This window comes from Actinomycetospora succinea, from assembly GCF_004363095.1.
GTDB lineage: Bacteria > Actinomycetota > Actinomycetes > Mycobacteriales > Pseudonocardiaceae > Actinomycetospora > Actinomycetospora succinea.
Genome location: NZ_SNYO01000004.1, coordinates 286,965 through 305,600, shown reverse-complemented (window position 1 = coordinate 305,600; position 18,636 = coordinate 286,965). Strand labels below are relative to the sequence as shown.

General features: G+C 75.8%; 15 protein-coding genes. 6 read left to right on the top strand and 9 right to left on the bottom strand.

The genetic code is table 11. From position 1 onward, the window contains the following. Nucleotides 1-47: 47 nt before the first annotated feature. Complete coding sequence (locus EV188_RS16570; protein WP_133827381.1) at nt 48-1,091, top strand: ThiF family adenylyltransferase; 1,044 nt, start codon at nt 48-50, stop codon at nt 1,089-1,091. A 43-nt stretch (nt 1,092-1,134) separates the two neighbouring features. Further along, nucleotides 1,135-2,448 carry an ABC1 kinase family protein gene (locus EV188_RS16565; RefSeq protein WP_133827380.1) on the top strand — a complete coding sequence of 438 codons (1,314 nt, stop codon included), beginning with the start codon at nt 1,135-1,137 and terminating at the stop codon, nt 2,446-2,448. Between the two features lie 161 nt (nt 2,449-2,609). Here the strand turns inward: EV188_RS16565 and EV188_RS16560 are convergent, their stop codons facing one another. The 3 genes from EV188_RS16560 to EV188_RS16550 all read right to left on the bottom strand — a co-directional run bounded on the left by EV188_RS16560 (nt 2,610) and on the right by EV188_RS16550 (nt 5,795). After that, nucleotides 2,610-2,918: a WhiB family transcriptional regulator gene (locus EV188_RS16560; protein ID WP_133827755.1), complete on the bottom strand. Its 309-nt coding sequence runs from the start codon at nt 2,916-2,918 to the stop codon at nt 2,610-2,612. A gap of 204 nt (nt 2,919-3,122) precedes the next feature. Further along, complete coding sequence (locus EV188_RS16555) at nt 3,123-3,332, bottom strand: hypothetical protein (RefSeq protein WP_133827379.1); 210 nt, start codon at nt 3,330-3,332, stop codon at nt 3,123-3,125. 348 nt (nt 3,333-3,680) lie between these two features. Beyond that, complete coding sequence (locus tag EV188_RS16550) at nt 3,681-5,795, bottom strand: ATP-dependent DNA helicase UvrD2 (RefSeq protein ID WP_133827378.1); 2,115 nt, start codon at nt 5,793-5,795, stop codon at nt 3,681-3,683. A 91-nt stretch (nt 5,796-5,886) separates the two neighbouring features. On the opposite strand from EV188_RS16550, the gene EV188_RS16545 reads away from it, so the two are divergent. Genes EV188_RS16545 through EV188_RS16530 form a run of 4 tightly spaced genes read left to right on the top strand, consistent with a single transcriptional unit; the run spans nt 5,887 to nt 11,350 of the window. After that, entirely contained in the window at nt 5,887-6,855 is a 969-nt protein-coding gene (locus EV188_RS16545) for an ATP-binding cassette domain-containing protein (RefSeq protein WP_133827377.1), read from the top strand. Next, nucleotides 6,852-7,691: an ABC transporter permease gene (locus tag EV188_RS16540; protein ID WP_243741756.1), complete on the top strand. Its 840-nt coding sequence runs from the start codon at nt 6,852-6,854 to the stop codon at nt 7,689-7,691. The genes EV188_RS16545 and EV188_RS16540 overlap by 4 nt, the downstream gene beginning before the upstream one ends. Nucleotides 7,692-7,725: 34 nt before the next feature. Beyond that, nucleotides 7,726-11,070 carry a proline dehydrogenase family protein gene (locus tag EV188_RS16535; protein WP_133827376.1) on the top strand — a complete coding sequence of 1,115 codons (3,345 nt, stop codon included), beginning with the start codon at nt 7,726-7,728 and terminating at the stop codon, nt 11,068-11,070. Nucleotides 11,071-11,104: 34 nt separating this feature from the next. After that, nucleotides 11,105-11,350, top strand: coding sequence for a mycoredoxin (locus EV188_RS16530; protein WP_133827753.1), 246 nt, complete (start codon nt 11,105-11,107; stop codon nt 11,348-11,350). Here the strand turns inward: EV188_RS16530 and nudC are convergent. From nudC to EV188_RS16500, 6 genes are all read right to left on the bottom strand, one after another. After that, nucleotides 11,347-12,435 (bottom strand): NAD(+) diphosphatase, encoded by a 1,089-nt coding sequence (gene nudC / locus EV188_RS16525; protein ID WP_243741755.1) that lies wholly within the window; start codon nt 12,433-12,435, stop codon nt 11,347-11,349. The genes EV188_RS16530 and nudC overlap by 4 nt on opposite strands. Beyond that, nucleotides 12,432-13,811 carry a M16 family metallopeptidase gene (locus EV188_RS16520; RefSeq protein ID WP_133827375.1) on the bottom strand — a complete coding sequence of 460 codons (1,380 nt, stop codon included), beginning with the start codon at nt 13,809-13,811 and terminating at the stop codon, nt 12,432-12,434. The genes nudC and EV188_RS16520 overlap by 4 nt, the downstream gene beginning before the upstream one ends. Next, entirely contained in the window at nt 13,808-15,118 is a 1,311-nt protein-coding gene (locus tag EV188_RS16515; protein ID WP_243741754.1) for a M16 family metallopeptidase, read from the bottom strand. The genes EV188_RS16520 and EV188_RS16515 overlap by 4 nt, the downstream gene beginning before the upstream one ends. Before the next feature lie 10 nt (nt 15,119-15,128). Then, the gene (locus tag EV188_RS16510) at nt 15,129-15,881 is read right to left on the bottom strand and encodes a hypothetical protein (RefSeq protein WP_133827374.1); all 753 of its coding nucleotides are present in this window, start codon (nt 15,879-15,881) and stop codon (nt 15,129-15,131) included. A 287-nt stretch (nt 15,882-16,168) separates the two neighbouring features. Then, nucleotides 16,169-17,137: an SDR family NAD(P)-dependent oxidoreductase gene (locus tag EV188_RS16505; RefSeq protein WP_133827373.1), complete on the bottom strand. Its 969-nt coding sequence runs from the start codon at nt 17,135-17,137 to the stop codon at nt 16,169-16,171. 68 nt (nt 17,138-17,205) lie between these two features. Then, complete coding sequence (locus EV188_RS16500; RefSeq protein WP_243741753.1) at nt 17,206-18,612, bottom strand: M20/M25/M40 family metallo-hydrolase; 1,407 nt, start codon at nt 18,610-18,612, stop codon at nt 17,206-17,208. Nucleotides 18,613-18,636 lie beyond the last annotated feature (24 nt).

The following is an 18,636-nucleotide window of genomic DNA, read 5'->3' as shown; positions in this document are numbered from 1 at the left end:
AGCGTAGAAGGCGGATCCGACAGGCCCTCCGCTGCGTCGAACCAGGTGTGCTCCTCACCGACGCTGTTCCCCTCCCCGCCCGTCCCCGTCTCCGCCTCCCCGCGCTGCACCGGTCCGCCGACGTCCTGCAGTTCGGCGCCGGCCCGTCCGACGCGCTCGTCGTCGACGGCCTGACGCCCCCGCTCGTGCGCATGGTCGAGGCCCTCGACGGCACCCGGCCGCTCGCGCGGGTGCTGGCCGACGCCGTGGCCGCAGGCGCCTCCCCCGGCGCGGCGCGCGCCCTGCTCGACCACCTCGACGCCGCCGGGCTGCTCGCCGACCCGGCGGTCCCGCCACTCGGGCGCCGTGTGGTGGTCCGGGGCGCCGGCCGGGTCGCGGTGTCGGTCGCGTGCCTGCTCGCGACCGCCGGGGTCGGGCGGGTGCTCGTCGAGGCCGCGGGCACGGTGTCGCGCGACGACCTGGGCACCGGGCTGGTCGCCGACGACGTCGGTCGGCCCGCCGAGCGGGCCGCCGAGGAGGCCGTCGCCCGGGCCGGCGCGTCGGCGCCCGGCCCGCCGGCGGCGCGGCGGTGGCTCTCCGCGCGGGCCGACCTGGTGGTGCTCGCCGACGGCGCCCGGCCCGACCCGTTGAGCGCGCAGCGCCTCGTCCTCGACGGCCGCGCGCACCTGCCCGTCGCGGCCGTGGACGGCGCCGGGACGGTCGGGCCGCTCGTGGTGCCGGGTGCGACGCCGTGCCTGCGCTGCGACGACCTCGGGCGCGCCGACGCCGACGACGCGTGGCCCCGGGTGGCGGCCGAGCTGGTCGGGCGGCGCGACCCCGCGCCGGTGGCGCTCGCGGCGTCGACGGCCGCACTCGCGGTCGGCGAGGTCCTCGGGTTCCTCGACGACGGCCCGCCCGCCTCCCGGGGCGCCGTGCTCACGCTCGCGCCCGACGGCGTCCGCCGGGTCCGGCCCGTCCGGCGCCACCCGGAGTGCGGCTGTGCGGGCCTCGCCGGGCGGCGGGCGCGGGCGACGGGTGGGGTCGAGGTCACCCCGGCCGCGACCCTCCTGGTCACGGGAACGCCGGGCCCCACGACGGCCGGAGCAGCCTGACCTGATCGCGCCGTCACGCTCGGCACGGGGGAGAATCGGTGCCGTGACCGATGACATCCCCCGCCGGTCAGTCCAGCGGTCGGCACGGCTGGCCTCCCTGCCGCTGGGCTTCGCGTCCCGCACGGCAGCGGGCTGGGGCCGCCGGCTCGCCGGGGGCGACCAGGGTCAGATCTCCGCCGACGTCGCCCGCCGTGGTGCCGAGCAGCTCTTCGCCGTGCTCGGGGAGCTCAAGGGCGGCGCGATGAAGTTCGGCCAGGCCCTCTCCGTGTTCGAGGCGGCGGTGCCCGACGAGCTCGCCGAGCCCTACCGCGAGGCGCTCACCCGCCTGCAGACCGCCGCGCCGCCGATGCCGGCCGCCCGCACCCACCGCGTCCTCGCCGAGCAGTTCGGGCGTGGCTGGCGCGACCGGTTCCTCGAGTTCGACGACACCCCGGCCGCCGCGGCGAGCATCGGGCAGGTGCACCGCGCGGTGTGGCACGACGGGCGCGACGTGGCCGTCAAGGTGCAGTACCCCGGCGCCCAGGAGGCCGTGATGGCCGACCTGCGCCAGCTGCAGCGCTTCAGCCGCATGGTGCAGCCGCTCGTGCCGGGCATGGAGATCAAGCCCCTGCTCTCCGAGCTGCGCGACCGCATGGCCGAGGAGCTCGACTACCGCGACGAGGCCGACGCCCAGCGCGCGTTCGCGGCGGCGTACGAGGGCGACCCGGACGTCGTCGTCCCGCGGGTGGTGGCGTCGGCACCCAAGGCGATGGTCTCGGAGTGGGTCACGGGCACGCCGCTGTCGGCGATCATCCGGTCCGGCGAGCCCGAGGAGCGCGACCGCGTCGGGCTGCTGCTCTCGAAGTTCCACTTCTCGTCGCCCGCGCGGGTGGGGCTGCTGCACGCCGACCCGCACCCGGGCAACTTCCAGATCCTGCCCGACGGGCGCCTGTGCGTGATCGACTTCGGGGCGATCGCGCGCCTGCCCGACGGCCTGCCGCGCGAGCTCGGAGTCATGCTGCGGCTGGCGGTCGAAGACCGCTCCGACGAGCTCCTGGAGCTCCTGCGCGAGCTGAACTTCGTGCTGCCCGGCGTGGACATGGGGCCCGAGGAGGCGATCGCCTACCTGGGGCCGCTGACCGACCCGCTGCGCACCGAGAAGTTCCACTTCACGCGCGCGTGGCTGCGGGGGCAGGCGGACCGGCTCGGCGACCTGCGCCGGCCGGAGTTCACCACCGGGCGCGGGCTGAACCTGCCCCCGCAGTACCTGCTCGTGCACCGCGTGACGCTCGCATCGGTGGCGGTGCTCTGCCAGCTCGACGCGGAGATCCCGCTCCGCGGCGTCTTCGAGGAGTGGCAGCCCGGCTTCCAGGCCTGACGCCGCCCTCCGGGGCCCGGCGCGCGTCCGGTGCGCGCCGGGCCCCCTTCTCCCCCTGCTCGAGGGGGCCTCGGGGTGGGTGAGCGAGGGACTCCCCCGCTGCGTCCGACGCAGCGAGGGTGACCCTCGCTCACCCCACCGACCCGGCGTGCCGGGTCTCCTCAGGCGACCCCGGCGGCGGTCCGGGCCGCCGCGAGCTCCGCGTCGCGGGCGAGGTCGGCCTTGGAGGGCCGGCCCCGGGGCCGCTTCCGGGCGATGACGGCGCCCCGGTCGAAGATCTCGCCGCCCCACACGCCGCAGTACTCCCGCCGCTCCATCGCACCGGCCAGGCAGGTGCGCCGGATGGGGCAGTCCCCGCAGAGGGCCTTCGCCCGCTCGAGGTCCGCGGGCTGGTCGGAGAACCAGAGGTCCTCACCGGAGATCCGGCACGGGAGGTCGTCGACGATGGTCAGGGCGTCGAACAGGTCGATGTCAGGGGTCTCGGGTCCGGTCTCGGGGGCGGTCGGGCGAACAGCGAGTCCGGCGGGGGACACGGTCTACCTCCGGTGGGCGGGTCGGCGTGGGCCGGGACCGCGAGGTCTCGTGTCATGTCTCGTGTCGTGAGAGACGACGAAGGCCGCGGTCCCTGGATGCGGGTCCGCGGCCTCGTGGGTCGTGTCGGTGGGGTCCTGGGCTCAGGCTCTCCACCGCGAGGCTGCGGACGGTCGCTGCGGGACGAAGGTCGGGTTCAGATCGCGCTGGCGATTGCGGGGGCGCTGCGTCTTCGGCATCCCCTGCGGCTCGCACGCGACGACGGCGTCGTTCAACGACGCCGTGCCCGTGACGGAGCGCCAGCTCGCGACGTGGCGACCGGTGCCCGCGAGAGTCACGATGTCCATCGTCACGAGCCCCCTTCCTGGGTCACCACGCGGCGGCGAGCCGCCCGACCGGCAGCCTCGTGCGCCGGTGTGTGATCGACCGTAGGGCGGCCCCGCAACCCGGGCAACGCATTTTCGGGAAGTTCTTCGAAGATCTTTGCTTCGGACACGGACGAGCGCCGGGCGTGGTGATCACGGGCGTCGCCACGTACCTCCGCGCGCGCTCGAGGTGCACCACGACGCTCCTGATCACGGTGCGGGTGCCGGGCCTCCGAGCGTGGGCCGAGGTCCGGGATGATCACGGGCGTCGCCACGTACCTCCGCGCGCCCCCGAGGTGCACCACGACGCCCCTGATCATCCGGGGCGCGGCCGTCCTACGACGCGTGCTCGCGCACCAGGGACAGGACGTCGTCGCCGTAGCGTTCGAGCTTCGACGACCCGATGCCCGGGATCGCGACGAGGCCCGAGGGGTCGTGCGGGCGCTGCTCGGCGAGGGCGATGAGGGTCGCGTCGGTGAACACGACGTACGCCGGCACCGAGCGCGACTTGGCCTCCGCCGAGCGCCACGCCTTGAGCGCCTCGAGCAGCGACTCGTCGATGTCGGACGGGTGGGTGCTGCAGCGGCCCAGCTTCGCCGACCCCGGGTCGGCGAGCGGCTTCCCGCACACCCGGCACACCGGCTTTCCGCGGGACGAGCCGTTGTCGCGGCCGGTCGGCTGGCGGGCGGCGGGGTGCTCGTCGGGGACGAGGCCGTAGAGGAAGCGGCTGCGGCGCCGGGAACGGCGCCCGCCCGCGCTGCGCGACAGCGCCCACGACAGCCGCAGGTGCACGCGCGCGCGGGTGACGCCGACGTAGAACAGGCGCCGCTCCTCCTCGATCGCGTCGTCGTCGCCGTCGGCGTGCTGGATGGGCAGCGTGCCGTCGGTGAGGCCGACGAGGAACACCGCGTCCCACTCGAGGCCCTTCGCGGCGTGCAGCGACGAGAGCGTGACGCCCTGGACGGTCGGCGGGTGCTGGGCCTGCGCGCGGGTCTGCAGCTCGGCGAGGAACGCGGCGAGGTCGGCGTCGGGGACGGCGGCGACGAGCTCCTCGGCGAGCTCGGCCAGCGCCCGCAGCGACTCCCACCGCTGGCGCGCGGCCCCCTGCCCCGCGGCGCCGGCCGGCGGGGCGTCGGTCAGCCCCTGCTCGCCCAGCACCGCCCGCACCAGCGTGACCATCCCCTCGCCGCGCGCGTCCTCGGGCGCGCGGGTGGCCGCGGTGCGCAGGGCGGCGACGGCGTTGCGGACCTCGGTGCGCTGGAAGAAGCGCTCGCCGCCGCGCACCTGGTAGGCGATGCCGGCGTCGCCGAGCGCGGTCTCGTAGACCTCCGACTGCGCGTTGACGCGGTAGAGCACCGCGATCTCGGCGGGCGGCACGCCGTCGTCGACCAGCTCGCGGATCGCCGTCGCCACGGCCGTGGCCTCGGCGGGCTCGTCGTCGTGCTCGGCGAAGTCGGGGTCCGGGCCGGGCGGGCGCTGGCCCTCGAGGCGCAGCCGCGACCCGGCGGCACGCCCGCGGGCCGCGCCGATCACCGTGTTGGCGGCCGAGACGACCTGCGGCGTGGAGCGGTAGTCGCGCACCAGGCGCACGACGGTGGCCTCGGGGAACACGCGCGGGAAGTCGAGCAGGTACGACGGGCTGGCGCCGGCGAACGAATAGATCGTCTGGTTGGCGTCGCCGACGACGGTGAGGTCGTCGCGCCCGCCCGTCCAGGCCCGCAGCAGGCGGTGCTGGGCCGGGGTGACGTCCTGGAACTCGTCGACGACGAAGCAGCGGTAGCGCTCGTGGAACTCGTGCGCGACCTCGGGGTGCTCCTCGAGCGCCGCCGCGGTGTGCAGCAGGAGGTCGTCGAAGTCGAGCATCTCCGCGCGGTTCTTGAGCGCCTCGTAGGTCTCGTACACCGCGGTGATCTGCTCGACCGGCGCGGGGACGTCCCGGGCGGCCTTGCCCGCCGCGGCCGCGTAGTCCGACGCCGGGACGAGCGACGCCTTCGCCCACTCGATCTCGCTCGCGAGGTCGCGCAACGACTCCCGCGTGGTCGGCGCCCCGGCGCGCTGGGCAGCCTGCCCGACGAGGCGCAGCTTGCCCTCGAGCACCTCCCACGGCGCCCCGCCGACCACCCGCGGCCAGAAGTAGCGCAGCTGGCGCAGGGCCGCGGCGTGGAACGTGCGCGCCTGCACCGGCGGCTGCCCGGGCCCGCCGCCGACGCCGAGGTCCCGCAGCCGCGTGCGCATCTCCCCCGCCGCGCGCGCGGTGAACGTCACGGCGAGGACCTGGCCGGACTGGACGTGACCGGCGGAGACGAGGTGGGCGATGCGGCGCGTGATCGTGCGGGTCTTGCCGGTGCCCGCACCCGCGAGGACGCAGACCGGGCCACGGGGAGCGAGGACCGCCTGGGACTGCTCGGGATCGAGCCCTGATGTCGCGCTGTCCCCGCCGCTGGCACCCACGGACCCATGTTCTCAACCCGCGCCGACAGCCACGGGCGGGACGGTCCGAAAACTTCATGACCGCTGTCGGACCCCGTGCCATGTTGGTGGGGTGCCACCTGCCATCGAGGCCGACGGTCTCGTCAAGCGCTTCGGCGCCACCACGGCGCTCGCGGGCGCCAGCTTCTCCGCCACCGAGGGCACGGTCCTCGGCGTGCTCGGGCCCAACGGCGCCGGCAAGACCACGGCGACGCGGGTCCTCGCCACCCTGCTCGCGCCGGACGAGGGCCGGGGGCTGGTCGGCGGGTTCGACGTCGTCACCGAGCCCCACCGGGTGCGCACGCTGATCGGGCTCACCGGCCAGTACGCCGGGGTCGACGAGGCGCTCACCGGCACCGAGAACCTCGTCCTCATCGCGCGCCTGCTCGGCCAGCGCCGGGCCGCGGCGAAGATGCGCGCCGCCGAGCTGCTGGCCCAGTTCGGGCTCACCGACGCCGCGGGCCGCGCCGCGCGCACCTACTCCGGGGGCATGCGCCGCCGGCTGGACCTCGCGGCGTCGCTGGTCGGGCGCCCGCGCATCCTCTTCCTCGACGAGCCCACCACGGGGCTCGACCCGGCGAGCCGCAACGAGCTCTGGGACATGGTCCGCGGGCTCACCGACGACGGCGTCACCGTGCTGCTCACCACGCAGTACCTCGAGGAGGCCGACCAGCTCGCCGACGACATCGTCGTCATCGACCGCGGCACGGTCGTCGCGCGGGGCACGCCGCTCGACCTCAAGTCCCGCGCCGGCGCCGCGGTGCTGCAGATGCGCCCGACGCAGCCCGAGCAGCTCGAGGCGGTGCGCGCCGTGGCCGCCGAGCTGGCGGGCGCGGAGCCGACCGTCGAGCAGGGCACCGTCTCGGTGCCCGCGGCCGACGACGCGCTCATGCCGGCGGTGGTCCGCCGGCTCGACGACGTCGGGGTCAGCCTCGCCGAGCTGACGCTGCGGCGCGCCACCCTCGACGAGGTCTTCCTCGCGCTCACCGGGCACCGCGCGATCGAGGCCGACCCCACCGACGACCTCCAGGAGAGCGCGTGACCCTCGACCGCACGGCCCCCGCGCGGCCCGCCGTCACCACCGATCCGGGAGTCCCGGCGCCGTCGCGACGCGTCTCGCCCACCCAGTGGGCGAGCCAGTCGCTGACGATGGCCTGGCGCAGCATCGTCCAGATCAAGCACAACCCCTCCGAGCTGCTCGACCTGTCCATCCAGCCGATCATGTTCGTGCTGCTGTTCACGTTCGTGTTCGGCGGCGCGATCGGCGGGTCGACCGACGCGTACCTGCAGTTCTCCCTGGGCGGGCTCATCGCGCAGAACGCGCTGTTCCTCACGATCTACACGGCGACCGGGCTCGCGACCGACCTGCAGAAGGGCACGTTCGACCGGTTCCGCAGCCTGCCCATCGCCCGCTCCGCGCCGCTGTCGGGCCGGATCCTCGGCGACGTCCTGCGCCAGCTCTGGTCGCTGGTCGTGCTGCTCGCGGTCGGCGTGCTGCTGGGCTTCCGCATCACGACGAGCCCGGTCGCGGTGCTCGCCGCGTTCGGCCTGCTGGTGGCGTTCACGCTGGCGTTCTCGTGGACGTCGGTGCTGCTCGGGGTGCTCGCGCGCGACCCGGAGAAGGTACAGATCTACGGGTTCACGGTGCTCTTCCCGCTGACGTTCGCGAGCAACGCCTTCGCGCCCACCGAGACGATGCCCGGCTGGCTGCAGGCCTGGGTGTCGATCAACCCGGTGACGCGGATGGCCGACGCGCTGCGCGGCCTGCTGGTCGGCGGGCCGGTCGCGGCCAACGCGATCGCGACGCTGCTGTGGGGCGTCGCGTTCGCCGCGGTGTTCGGGCCGCTCGCGGTGTGGGCGCTGCGCACGCGGACCTGACGCACGAGGGGCTCGCGAGGGCCACCATGGAGCCATGACCGAGCAGCTCGTGCCCACCGTGCTCGAGGCCGGCGGGATCCCCGACGACCTCGTCGAGCGCGCGGTGATCCGCGCCGACCAGTGGGCCCGGGCCGGGTCGACCGGCGCGGCGGAGGGACCGTCGGCGCAGCTCGCCGCGCTGATGCACGACCCGGCCGGCATCGACTTCACGCTGCGCTTCGTCGACCGCGTCGCGCGGCCCGCCGACGACGACGTCGCCGCCCGCGAGCTGGCCCGGCTCGCGGGGCGCCGCTCGCCGCTGCCGGCGTTCATCGGCCGCCGCGACGCGGCGCTGCTGCGCGCCGGGGCGCTGGCGGGACCGCGGCTGCCGAAGGTCGTGGTGCCGCTGGCGCGCCGGCGGCTGAAGGCGATGGTCGGGCACCTCATCGTCGACGCGGACGGGCGCGCCCTGTCCCGTCGTCTCGCCGAGGCCCGCCAGGAGGGGTTCCGGCTCAACCTCAACCTGCTCGGCGAGGCCGTGCTCGGCGAGGACGAGGCCGACCGGCGCCTCGCGCGCACCATGGACCTGCTGCGCCGCGACGACGTCGACTACGTGTCGGTCAAGGCGTCGTCGGTGGCGAGCCAGCTGGTGCCCTGGGACCTCGAGGGCAGCCGCGACCGCCTCGTCGAGCGCCTCACCCCGCTCTTCGAGCTCGCGCGCGACACCGGCTCGTTCGTGAACCTCGACATGGAGGAGTACAAGGACCTCGACCTCACGGTCGCCGTGTTCGTCGCGCTGCTCGACCGGCCCGGGTTCGCGGACCTCCCGGCCGGGATCGTGCTGCAGGCCTACCTCCCGGACGCGCTGGGCGCGCTCACCGAGCTCGCGGCCTTCGCGCGCCGCCGGGTCGCGGCGGGCGGTGCGCCGATCAAGGTGCGGCTGGTCAAGGGCGCGAACCTCGCGATGGAGCAGGTCGACGCCGCCCTGCACGACTGGCCGCAGGCGCCGTACACGACGAAGGCCGAGGTCGACGCCAACTACGTGCGCCTGCTCGACCGGGCGATCGGCGGCGACCTGGTCGACGCGCTGCGCCTCGGCGTCGCGAGCCACCACCTGCACCACGTGGCCCTGGCCGTCGAGCTCGCCGCGGCGCGCGGGGCCGAGCGCCAGATCGACGTCGAGATGCTGCAGGGCATGGCGCCCGCCCAGGCGCGCGTCGTCGCGCGCGACATCAGCGAGCGGATGGTGCTCTACACGCCGGTCGTGCACAGCGGCGACTTCGACGCCGCCGTCTCGTACCTCGTGCGCCGGCTCGAGGAGAACGCCTCGCCGGAGAACTACCTGTACGCGCTGTTCTCCGACGCCGGGCCCGCGTCGTACACCGACCGGTTCCGGGCGTCGGTGCGCGACCGCGACGCGGTGCGGGCGACACCGCGGCGCACGCAGGACCGGGCGGACGAGACCCCGTCGCTCCCGGAGTCCGATGGTCCAGCTCCGCTGCGCTCCGTGTCCCGCTCCTTCCGCAACGAGCCCGACACCGACCCCTCGCTGGCCGCGAACCGCGCCTGGGCGCTGAAGGCCGTCACCACCGCCGCGCCCCGGGTCCACGAGCCCGAGCTCACCGACCCGGCGGCCGTCGACGCCGTCGTCGACCGGGCCGCCGCCTCGTCCTGGGGCGACCGCTCCCCCGCCGACCGCGCGGCCGTCCTCCGCGGGGCCGCGACGGCCCTGGCCGCGGCCCGCGGGGACCTGCTGACCGTCATGGTCGGCGAGGCCGGCAAGACGATTGCCGAGGCCGACCCCGAGATCTCCGAGGCGGTCGACTTCGCCGCGTACTACGCCGACCGGGCCCTCGAGCTCGAGGGCGCCCCGTTCACGCCCGACCGCGTCGTCGTCGTCACCCCGCCCTGGAACTTCCCCATCGCCATCCCGCTCGGCGGCTGCGTCGCGGCGCTCGCGGCCGGCGCCTCGGTGGTGATCAAGCCGGCGCCGCAGGTGCGGGCGTGCGCGGAGGTCGGCGTCGCCGCCCTGCACCGCGGCGGCATCCCCGCCGACGCGCTGCAGCTCGTGCACACCGACGAGGGTTCCGCCGGGCGGCGGCTGGTCACGCACCCCGCCGTCGACCACGTCGTGCTCACCGGGGCGTCGCAGACCGCGGCGCTGTTCCGGTCGTGGCGCCCCGACCTGCGCCTCGTCGCGGAGACCAGCGGCAAGAACGCGCTGGTGATCACGCCGAGCGCCGACCCGGACCTCGCCGTCGCCGACCTCGTCCGCTCCGCGTTCGGGCACGCCGGGCAGAAGTGCTCGGCGGCGTCGCTGGCGATCCTCGTCGGGTCGATGCGCTCGACGGACACGGCGGCCGGGGCGCGCTTCCACCGCCAGCTCGCCGACGCCGTCCGCACGCTGCGCGTCGGGCACGGGAGCGACCCGTCGACGACGATGGGTCCGCTGATCGGCCCGCCGGACGAGAAGCTCGAGCGGGCGTTGACCCGCCTCGACGCGGGCGAGCGCTGGCTCGTGGCGCCGCGCAGGCTCGGGGAGGCACTGTGGACCCCCGGGGTGAAGGAGCCGGTCGCGCCCGGGTCGTGGTTCCACCTCACGGAGTGCTTCGGGCCGGTGCTCGGGCTGATGCACGCCGCGGACCTCGACGAGGCGATCGCGCTGCAGAACGCGACCGGGTACGGGCTGACCGGGGGCCTGCACGCCCTCGACCAGGACGAGATCGCTCACTGGACGGAACGGGTCGAGGTCGGCAACGCCTACGTCAACCGGCACATCACCGGGGCGATCGTGCAGCGCCAGTCGTTCGGGGGCTGGAAGGGCTCGGTCGTGGGACCGGGCGCCAAGCCCGGCGGGCCCAACTACGTCGCGCAGTTCGGGACGTGGCACGACGGACCCCTCGACCGGCTGCCGTCGGCGCCGCTCGACCCCGCCGTCGCGGCCCTGCTGGCGTCCGCCGCCCCCCGCCTCGACCCCGAGGACCTCGCCTGGCTGCGCGCCGCGGCCGGCTCGGACGCCGCCGCCTGGCGCGACGAGTTCTCCGTCGAGCACGACCCGACCGGCCTGCGGGCGGAGGCGAACATCTTCCGGTACCGGCCGCTGCCCGCGCTCCGGCTCGTCGTCGCCCCCGACGCCCCCGAGCGCGAGGTGCTGCGGGTGAGGCTCGCGGCGGCCTGCGCCGGGGTGCCGGTCGCCGAGGACTCCGGCTCACCCGAGCCCGGCGAGCGGCTCCGGGTCGTCGGGACCCCGCCGGACGACCTGCGCCGGGAAGCCGCGGCGACGGGCGCGTCGCTGGTCGACGCGCCGGTGGTGGCCGACGGGCGCCGGGAGATGCTCACCGTGCTGCGCGAGCAGGCGGTCAGTGTGACCCGTCACCGGTTCGGCCACGTGGAAGCCTGAGCGATCTCGCGGTGTTGCACCGGTCGTGGCACAGATGACGATGTACACGACCAGCTGGTGCGGCTTCTGCCGTCGACTCAAGACGCAGCTCGACCGCGAGGGCATCGGCTACACCGAGGTGGACATCGAGCGCGAGCCCGACGCCGCCGAGATCGTCACCAAGGTCAACGGTGGCAACCGGACCGTGCCGACGATCGTCTACCCCGACGGCAGCGCGGCGACCAACCCGAGCTTCGCCGAGGTCAAGGAGACCCTGGCGCGCGTGGAGGCCGCCTCCTAACCCGCGGCGGCCCACGCCTCGAGCATCGCGCGGGCGATGGACACGCCGCCGGGCAGGATGAGGTCGCGTACGCTGCCGGCCTCGAAGTTCGTCCCTCCGACGCCGGCGGCGCCCCGCGGTGCCCCGTCCCGGTGCGACCACGCGCCCGCGTCGAGCGCGTCCTTGAGCTGGGCACGGGTCACCCAGCGGGCGCCCTCGATCTCGCCCTCCTGCAGCTTCAGCGGCTGGGCGGGGTCGGCGACGGCCGAGAACCCGATCATCAGTGACCGCGGGAACGGCCACGGCTGCGACCCGAGGTACGAGATCGTGTGGACGTCGACGCCCACCTCCTCGGCGCACTCGCGGGCCACGCACGCCTCGAGCGACTCGCCCGCCTCGACGAACCCGGCGAGCACCGAGTAGCGCCCCTCGGGCCAGATCGGCTGGCGCGCGAGCAGCACCTGGGCGTGGTCCCCCTCCCTGCCGTCGTGCACCAGGCAGATCATCGAGGCGTCGGTACGCGGGTACTCCTCGTGCCCGTGCGCCCGGCACAGCTGCGCCCAGCCCGACTTGATCGCGTCCATCTCCGAGCCGTCGCGGGCGCAGAACCGGGCGCGGTCGTGCCAGTTCAGCAGCGAGACCGCGGTGGTCAGGAGCCCGGCGCTGCGGGCGTCGAGGTCGGCGCCGGAGCTGCGCAGGTCCGTCCAGTTCTCGTGGTCGGCGCTGCCGCCCGCCCGCGCCCACTGGTCGGCGGTCATGAACCCCGAGCCGGCGTCGTTCGACTCCGCCTCGGCCGGGTCGGGCACGCGCACGGCCCAGAAGGCGGTGCCGCGCTCCTCGCCGAGCACGACCGCGCCGGGCGGGATGTCGTCGCCGAGCAGCGAGGTCGGCGCGAACGCCAGCGTCGTCGTCCCGTCGGCGCCGCGCTCGACCGGCGTGCGGCCGTGCGGGTCGACGAGGACCACCCGCGCGTCGGGCCACAGCGCGCGGGCGTGGTCCGGGTCGACGCGCAGCTGCTCGCGGCGGTCGACCGTGGAGCGCGAGAGCGAGGGGTCGGCGTCCAGGTGGAACGCCGCGCGCAGGTCGGGGCCGGCGGTGCCCGTCACGGGACCTCCACCCCGCCGAGCGCGCGCAGCCCGTCGGCGCACCGGGCGGCGTCGGCGACGACCACCCCGGTGAAGTGGATCGGCGCGAAGAACTCCGCCGCCGCGGCCGCGACCTCGTCGACGGTGACCGCCTCGACCCGCGCGGGGTGCTCGCGGATCCACGCCGCGGACAGGCCGTGCGCGGCGAGCGAGGCGACGGTGGACGCGTAGCCCGCCTGCGTCGTCATCGAGATCAGCAGCGAGCCGACGAGGTAGCGTCGCGCCGACTCGACCTCGTCGGCCGTCGGCGGCACCACCGCGAGGCGCCCGAGCTCGTAGCGCGCCTCGAGCAGCGCGGGCGCGGTGACCTCGGAGGCCACGTCGGTCTCGACGAGCAGGGCGGCGCCGTGCGGGTCGAGCTCCAGGCTCGACGACGCGTGGTAGGTGTAGCCCTTGTCCTCGCGCAGGTTCTCCACCAGGCGCGACGAGAAGTAGCCGCCGAGCGACAGGTTCGCCAGCTGCAGCGCGGCGTAGCGCGGGTCGGTGCGCCCGATCGCGGGCGCGGACAGGCGCAGCTGCGACTGCACCGAGCCCGGCCGGTCCACCAGCAGCAGGTCGCGGGCCGTGAGCGCGGGCAGCGCCGGCATCCCCGCCGCCTCGCCGCCGGTCCAGTCGGCGAGCGCGGCCTCCACACGGCGGACCGCGTCCGACGGGTCGAGGTCGCCGACGAGGACGAGCACCGCGCCGCCCGGGCGCAGCGCCGCGGCCTGCAGCGCGCGCACCGCGTCGGCGGTGACCGCGGTGACGTCCTCCGGCAGCGGCATCTCCTGGGTCACCGGGTGGGTGCCGTAGCGGCGCTCCTGCAGCGCGCGCCGGGCGATGATCGAGGGCTGGGCGGACGCCATCTCGATGCGCTCGACGAGCCGCTCGCGCTCGCGGGCCAGCTCGTCGTCGGGGTGGGTGGCGTGCAGCAGGAGGTCGGCGAGGACCTCGAGCAGCGTGTCGAGGCCCTCGGCGAGCGCGTGCCCGGAGACGGCGAGGCGCTCCGGGTCGACCGCGAACCCGATCTCGCCGCCGACCCCGGCCAGGTCGTCGTCGATGCCGACGCGGCTGCGGCGCTGCGTGCCCGACAGGATCGTCGTGGCGAGCAGCTCGGCGACCGCGGGGTGGTCCGAATTCTCGACGCCGCTGACGTCGGCGAACGGCACCCGCAGGCGCATCTCGACCATCGGCACCTCGGCCCGGCGCACCGCGATCACCCGCAGGCCGGAGTCGAGGACCGTGTCGACCTCGTCGGGTGCGGGGACGGCGCGCTGCGGGCGCAGAGGCGGCAGGGCGCGCGGCCCGGCGGGCGTGCTGCCGATCTCCTCGGCGCTGCGGCGCGTGGGCGCGCTCATGCGTCCCCTCCCGGGGTGATCGTCAGGATCGCGCGGCTGTCGGGGCGCAGCGACCCGGCGGCCGCGGCGACGGCGGCGGGCGTGACGGCGGCGATCTTCCCGGGCAGCTCGTCGGCGAGCTCGGCGCGGCCCTGGACCAGCTCGGCCGCCCCGAGGGCGAGCATGCGGCTCATCAGCCGGTCGTGCTCCCGGTGCAGCGAGGAGGCCCAGCGCGCGGTGACGCGGCGCAGCTCCTCGGCGTCGGGGCCGTCGGCGGCGAGCGTCGCGAGCTCGTCGTCGACGGCGTCGACGATGCGGTCCGGCTCGACCGAGGCCGGGTGCACCGCGGTGACCGTGAACGTGTCGGGGTCGCGGGCGTCGAGCGGCGCGCCCATGAGCCCGCAGGACGCCGAGATGTCGGTGACCAGCGCGTCGCCGTACACCAGCCGCTGGGTCAGCCGGGCGGCCTCGCCGTCGGTGAGCAGGCTCGCGAGCACCGCGTGGGCCAGGTAGGCGTCGAGGTCGGCGTCCGGGTCGGGCAGGCGGTGGCCGAGCGCGAGCGCGGGCAGCGGGGCGTTCGCGTCGACGACGTCCTCGCGCCGCACCCCGTCGGGCGGTGGTTCGGCGAAGCTCGGCCGCGCGGGCACGGCGCGGGCGGGGATGTCGGCGAAGTGCTTCTCGACGAGCGTGGCCGCCTCGTCGGGGTCGAGGTCGCCGACGACGGTGAGCACGGCGTTGCCCGGCGCGTAGTAGGCGTCGAAGAACGCGGCGGCGTCGTCGAGGTCGGCCTGCTCGAGGTCGGTGAAGTCGCCGTAGCCGTTGTGGGCGTTCGGGTAGGTGTCGTAGAGCACCGGCGGCAGCAGGATCCAGGGGAAACCGCCGTAGGGCCGGTTGAGGACGTTGAGGCGGATCTCCTCCTTGACCACGTCGACCTGGTTGCGCAGGTTCTCCTGCGTCAGGCGCGGCGCGCGCAGGCGGTCGGCCTCGAGGAAGAGCGCGCGCTCGAGCGCCGCGGAGGGCAGGACCTCGAAGTAGTTCGTGTAGTCCTGGTGCGTCGAGCCGTTGAAGACCCCGCCGGACGACTGGACGTGCCGGAAGTGGGCGAGCTTCTCGAGGCTCTCCGAGCCCTGGAACATGAGGTGCTCGAAGAGGTGCGCGAACCCCGTCCGGCCCTCGGGCTCGGAGCGGAACCCGACGTCCACGTGGACGGCGACGCCGACGACGGGGGCCGCCGGGTCGGGCACGAGGAGCACCCGCAGGCCGTTGTCGAGCACGCGGCGGTGCAGGCCGCTGTCAGCCCTGCCCGGGGCGGTCACGCTGGAGGTCACATGGTCCAACCTAATCGCGGTGCGGACCGGCGGCCGGGCGGCGCGGCCCGGCGGCCGTGCCGCGGCTCCGGGAGCGCCCCCCGCGGGCCGCGGTGGCCCCGTGCTGACGGCGTCCGACCTCGAGGGCGGCGGGGCGTCCGGCGCGTGCGGAGCGCCCGGGGCGGGAGGCCGGGCGGTGGGTGGTGCGACGGGCCGCGGCGGGGCGCGGCGCGGCCGTGGTCGTCACGGTGCGGGCGGGCCGGCGCGGGGCCGCGGGGACGGGACGGCGGGAGCGCTCGCGCACGACGGCGACGAGCAGCGCGGCCATCCCGAGCCCGGCGACGCCGGTGAGCATGATCGCGAGCCGGCCCGTGAGCGGGGACTCGGCGGCCTCGGTGTCGGCCAGCGCGGCCGACGACCCGGTGCCGAGCACGCGGGCCGGGGTGCCCTCGGCGGGCTCGGTGCCGACGAACGCCGTCCGGACGGTCAGGTGCGTGCCGGTGGGCGTGCCGCAGCCGTCGAGCGGCATGAGGCGCCGCCCGCCCGGGCCGTCGACGGCGATCGTGTCGTGCGGGTCCTCGCCGACGCACGAGGCGGTGGCGACGACCGTGGCCGGTCCGACGGTCTCGACGGCCGCGGGCGTGGCGTCGGACCCGCCGTCGGCGCCGCCCCCGCGGGCGCCGACCGGGAACGCGGCGAGGATCAGCCAGAGGGCGACGCCGGCCCCGATCGCGAGCGCGAGGAGCACGCCGAGGACGGGCCGCCGACGCGGTGACCGGCGCACCGGACGGTGACCACCCCGGACCAGGTGGGAACGATCCAGATCCGTCTTCGCCGCGGTTCCCGTGAACGACACGGGCGGGATTCAAACACCTCGCGCCGTCGCACGATCGAGGTATCCACCACACCCACGATCCGGCGTCTGCTAGGCGTTCCGTGGGCCTCGGAGCACCGGGCGTCGCGGTCGGAGGACGCCCGGCGGCACCGGAGAGCGACGGCCCGATCACCTTGAGGCCGCCGAGCGGGTGATCTTGCTCGACGGCCCGACACGCCGCCCTGTCCGTCACACGATCAGGCGAAAGCGTCCACGCCCGTCCGCTCCGCCGAGACGGCCCAGAGACGCGCGGCCGCGTCGGGGTCGATCGCGTGGTCGCGGACGCCGTTCCCCGCGTCGCGGGCGGTCACCTCGGCCACCTCGCAGTCCTCGAGGTAGAGCCCGCCGCGCCCGGCGAGCTGCGGCGAGGTCGCCGCCCAGACCTCGGTGGCCGCGCCGGCCTCCGGGGTCTTGAAGCTCGCCGCCGCCTGGGGAGTCGGGTTGCCGTCCTCGTCGATCCAGCCCAGGCCGACCATCTCCTCGCGCGGGAGATGGCGCTGCAGCGGCGTCAGGATCCCGCCCGGGTGCAGCGCGAACGCGCGGACACCGTGGGCGGCGCCGAGGGCGTCGAGCTGCACGGCGAACAGGACGTTGGCGGTCTTCGCCTGACCGTAGGCGCGCCACTTGTCGTAGGGCTCGGCGCGCCAGTCGAGGTCGTCGAAGCGCACCGGCGAGCGGTGGTGCCCGCGCGAGGACACCGACACGACCCGCGCGTCGCGCCCGCGCGCGATCGCCGGCCAGAGGCGGTTGACCAGCGCGAAGTGCCCGAGGTGGTTGGTGGCGAACTGCGCCTCCCATCCAGGTCCGATGCGGGTCTCGGGCGTCGCCATGATCCCGGCGTTGTCGATCATCAAGTCGATCGCGCGGCCGGAGGCGAGGAAGCGGTCGGCGAAGGCGGCGACGCTGTCGAGGTCGCCGAGGTCGAGGGCGTCGGTCTCGACGCGGTCCACGCCGTCGAGCGCTTCCTTCGCGGCGTCCGGGCGCCGGGCGGGGACGACCACGTGCGCGCCGGCGGCCGACAGCGCGCGCGTCGCCTCGAGCCCGAGACCGGAGTAGCCGCCGGTGACGACCGCGAGGCGGCCGGTGAGGTCGATGCCGTCGAGGACCTCGGTGGCGGTGGTGTCCTTGCCGAAGCCGGAGCCGATGGGGTGCTGCTGTGCGATCACGCGTCGACGCTAGGAGCTGGAGCGCGCTCTCAGTCAAACGGGAGACGAAGCGGAGCGGAGCTCGACCCTCAGACACCGCGCTCGCCCAGCAGGCGCCACAGGTGCGCGGTGGCCTCGGCGCCCGCGAGCAGCAGGGGCAGGACGGCGCGCTCGTCGGGGGCGTGGATGCGGTCCGAGGGCAGCATGACGCCGAGGAACGCGAGCGGGGCGGCGAGCTCGGTGGACAGCAGGGCCTCGGGGCCGCTGCCGCCCTCACGGGCGGGGAGCACCTCGGCGCCCAGCGCGGCGCCCATGGCCTCGCGGATCGTCGTCACGAGGGTGGAGTCGACGTCGCAGATCAGCGGCGGCACGCCCGGGCCGCCGGCGATGAGCTCGGCGGTGATGCCGGGCGGGGTGTGCGCGTCGACGAAGGCGCGGATGCCGTCGAGGACGCGGGCCGGGTCCTGGTCGGCGACCAGGCGGAACGTCAGCTTGGCCGTCGCCGAGTGCGGGACGATCGTCTTGTGCCCGGGGCCGCCGTAGCCGCCGTGCAGGCCGTTGACCTCGGCGGTCGGGCGCGCCCAGAGCCGCTCGTAGGTGCTCCAGCCGGCCTCGCCGGCGGTGGCCTGCGCGCCCGCCGCGGACTTCGCGAGCCACGCGGGCTCGTCGAACGGCAGCGCGGCCCAGGCGGCGCGCTCGGCGTCGGCCGGGAGGCGGACGTCGTCGTAGAACCCGGGCACCTGCACGCGGCCCTGGTCGTCGTGCAGCGCGGCGACGAGGCGGGCGAGCTCGGTGGCGGGGTTGGGCACGGCGCCGCCGAACTGCCCGGAGTGCAGGTCCACCGACGCGCCGCGGAAGACGATCTCGGTGTCGACCATGCCGCGCATCCCCGTGCAGACGGTCGGCGCGTCGCGGTCGACCATCCCGGTGTCGGTGACGACGATCGCGTCGCAGGCCAGCGCGTCGCGGTGGGCGGCGAGCAGCGACCCGAGGTGCGCCGAGCCGGACTCCTCCTCGCCCTCGGCGAGCAGCTTGAGGTGCACGGCGGGCCCGTCGGCGCCGGTGGCGGCCAGGTGTGCGGCGACGCCGAGGCGGACCATCGCGAGGTGGCCCTTGTCGTCCGAGGCGCCGCGCCCGCGCAGCTCCTCGCCGACGACCTCGGGCTCGAACGGCGCGAACGACCAGCCGTCGGCGAGGTCGGCGGGCTGGACGTCGTGGTGGCCGTAGACGAGCACCGTCGGAGCGGCCGGATCGGCGGCGGGCCACGAGGCGAACACCGCGGGCAGGGCGTCGGTGTCGTCCCAGACCTCGACCTGCGGCCAGCCCTCGGCGCGCAGCCGCTCCGCGAGCCACGCCGCCGAGCGCGCCACGTCGTCGTGGTGGCCGGGGTCGGCCGAGATCGACGGGATGCGCAGCCACTCCTGGAGATCGGCGACGAACGCGTCGGCGCGGGCGCTCACGGCGGCGTTCTCGGAGCTGGCTTCGGTGCTGGTCACGGTCTGCACGCTAGCCCGGAGGCG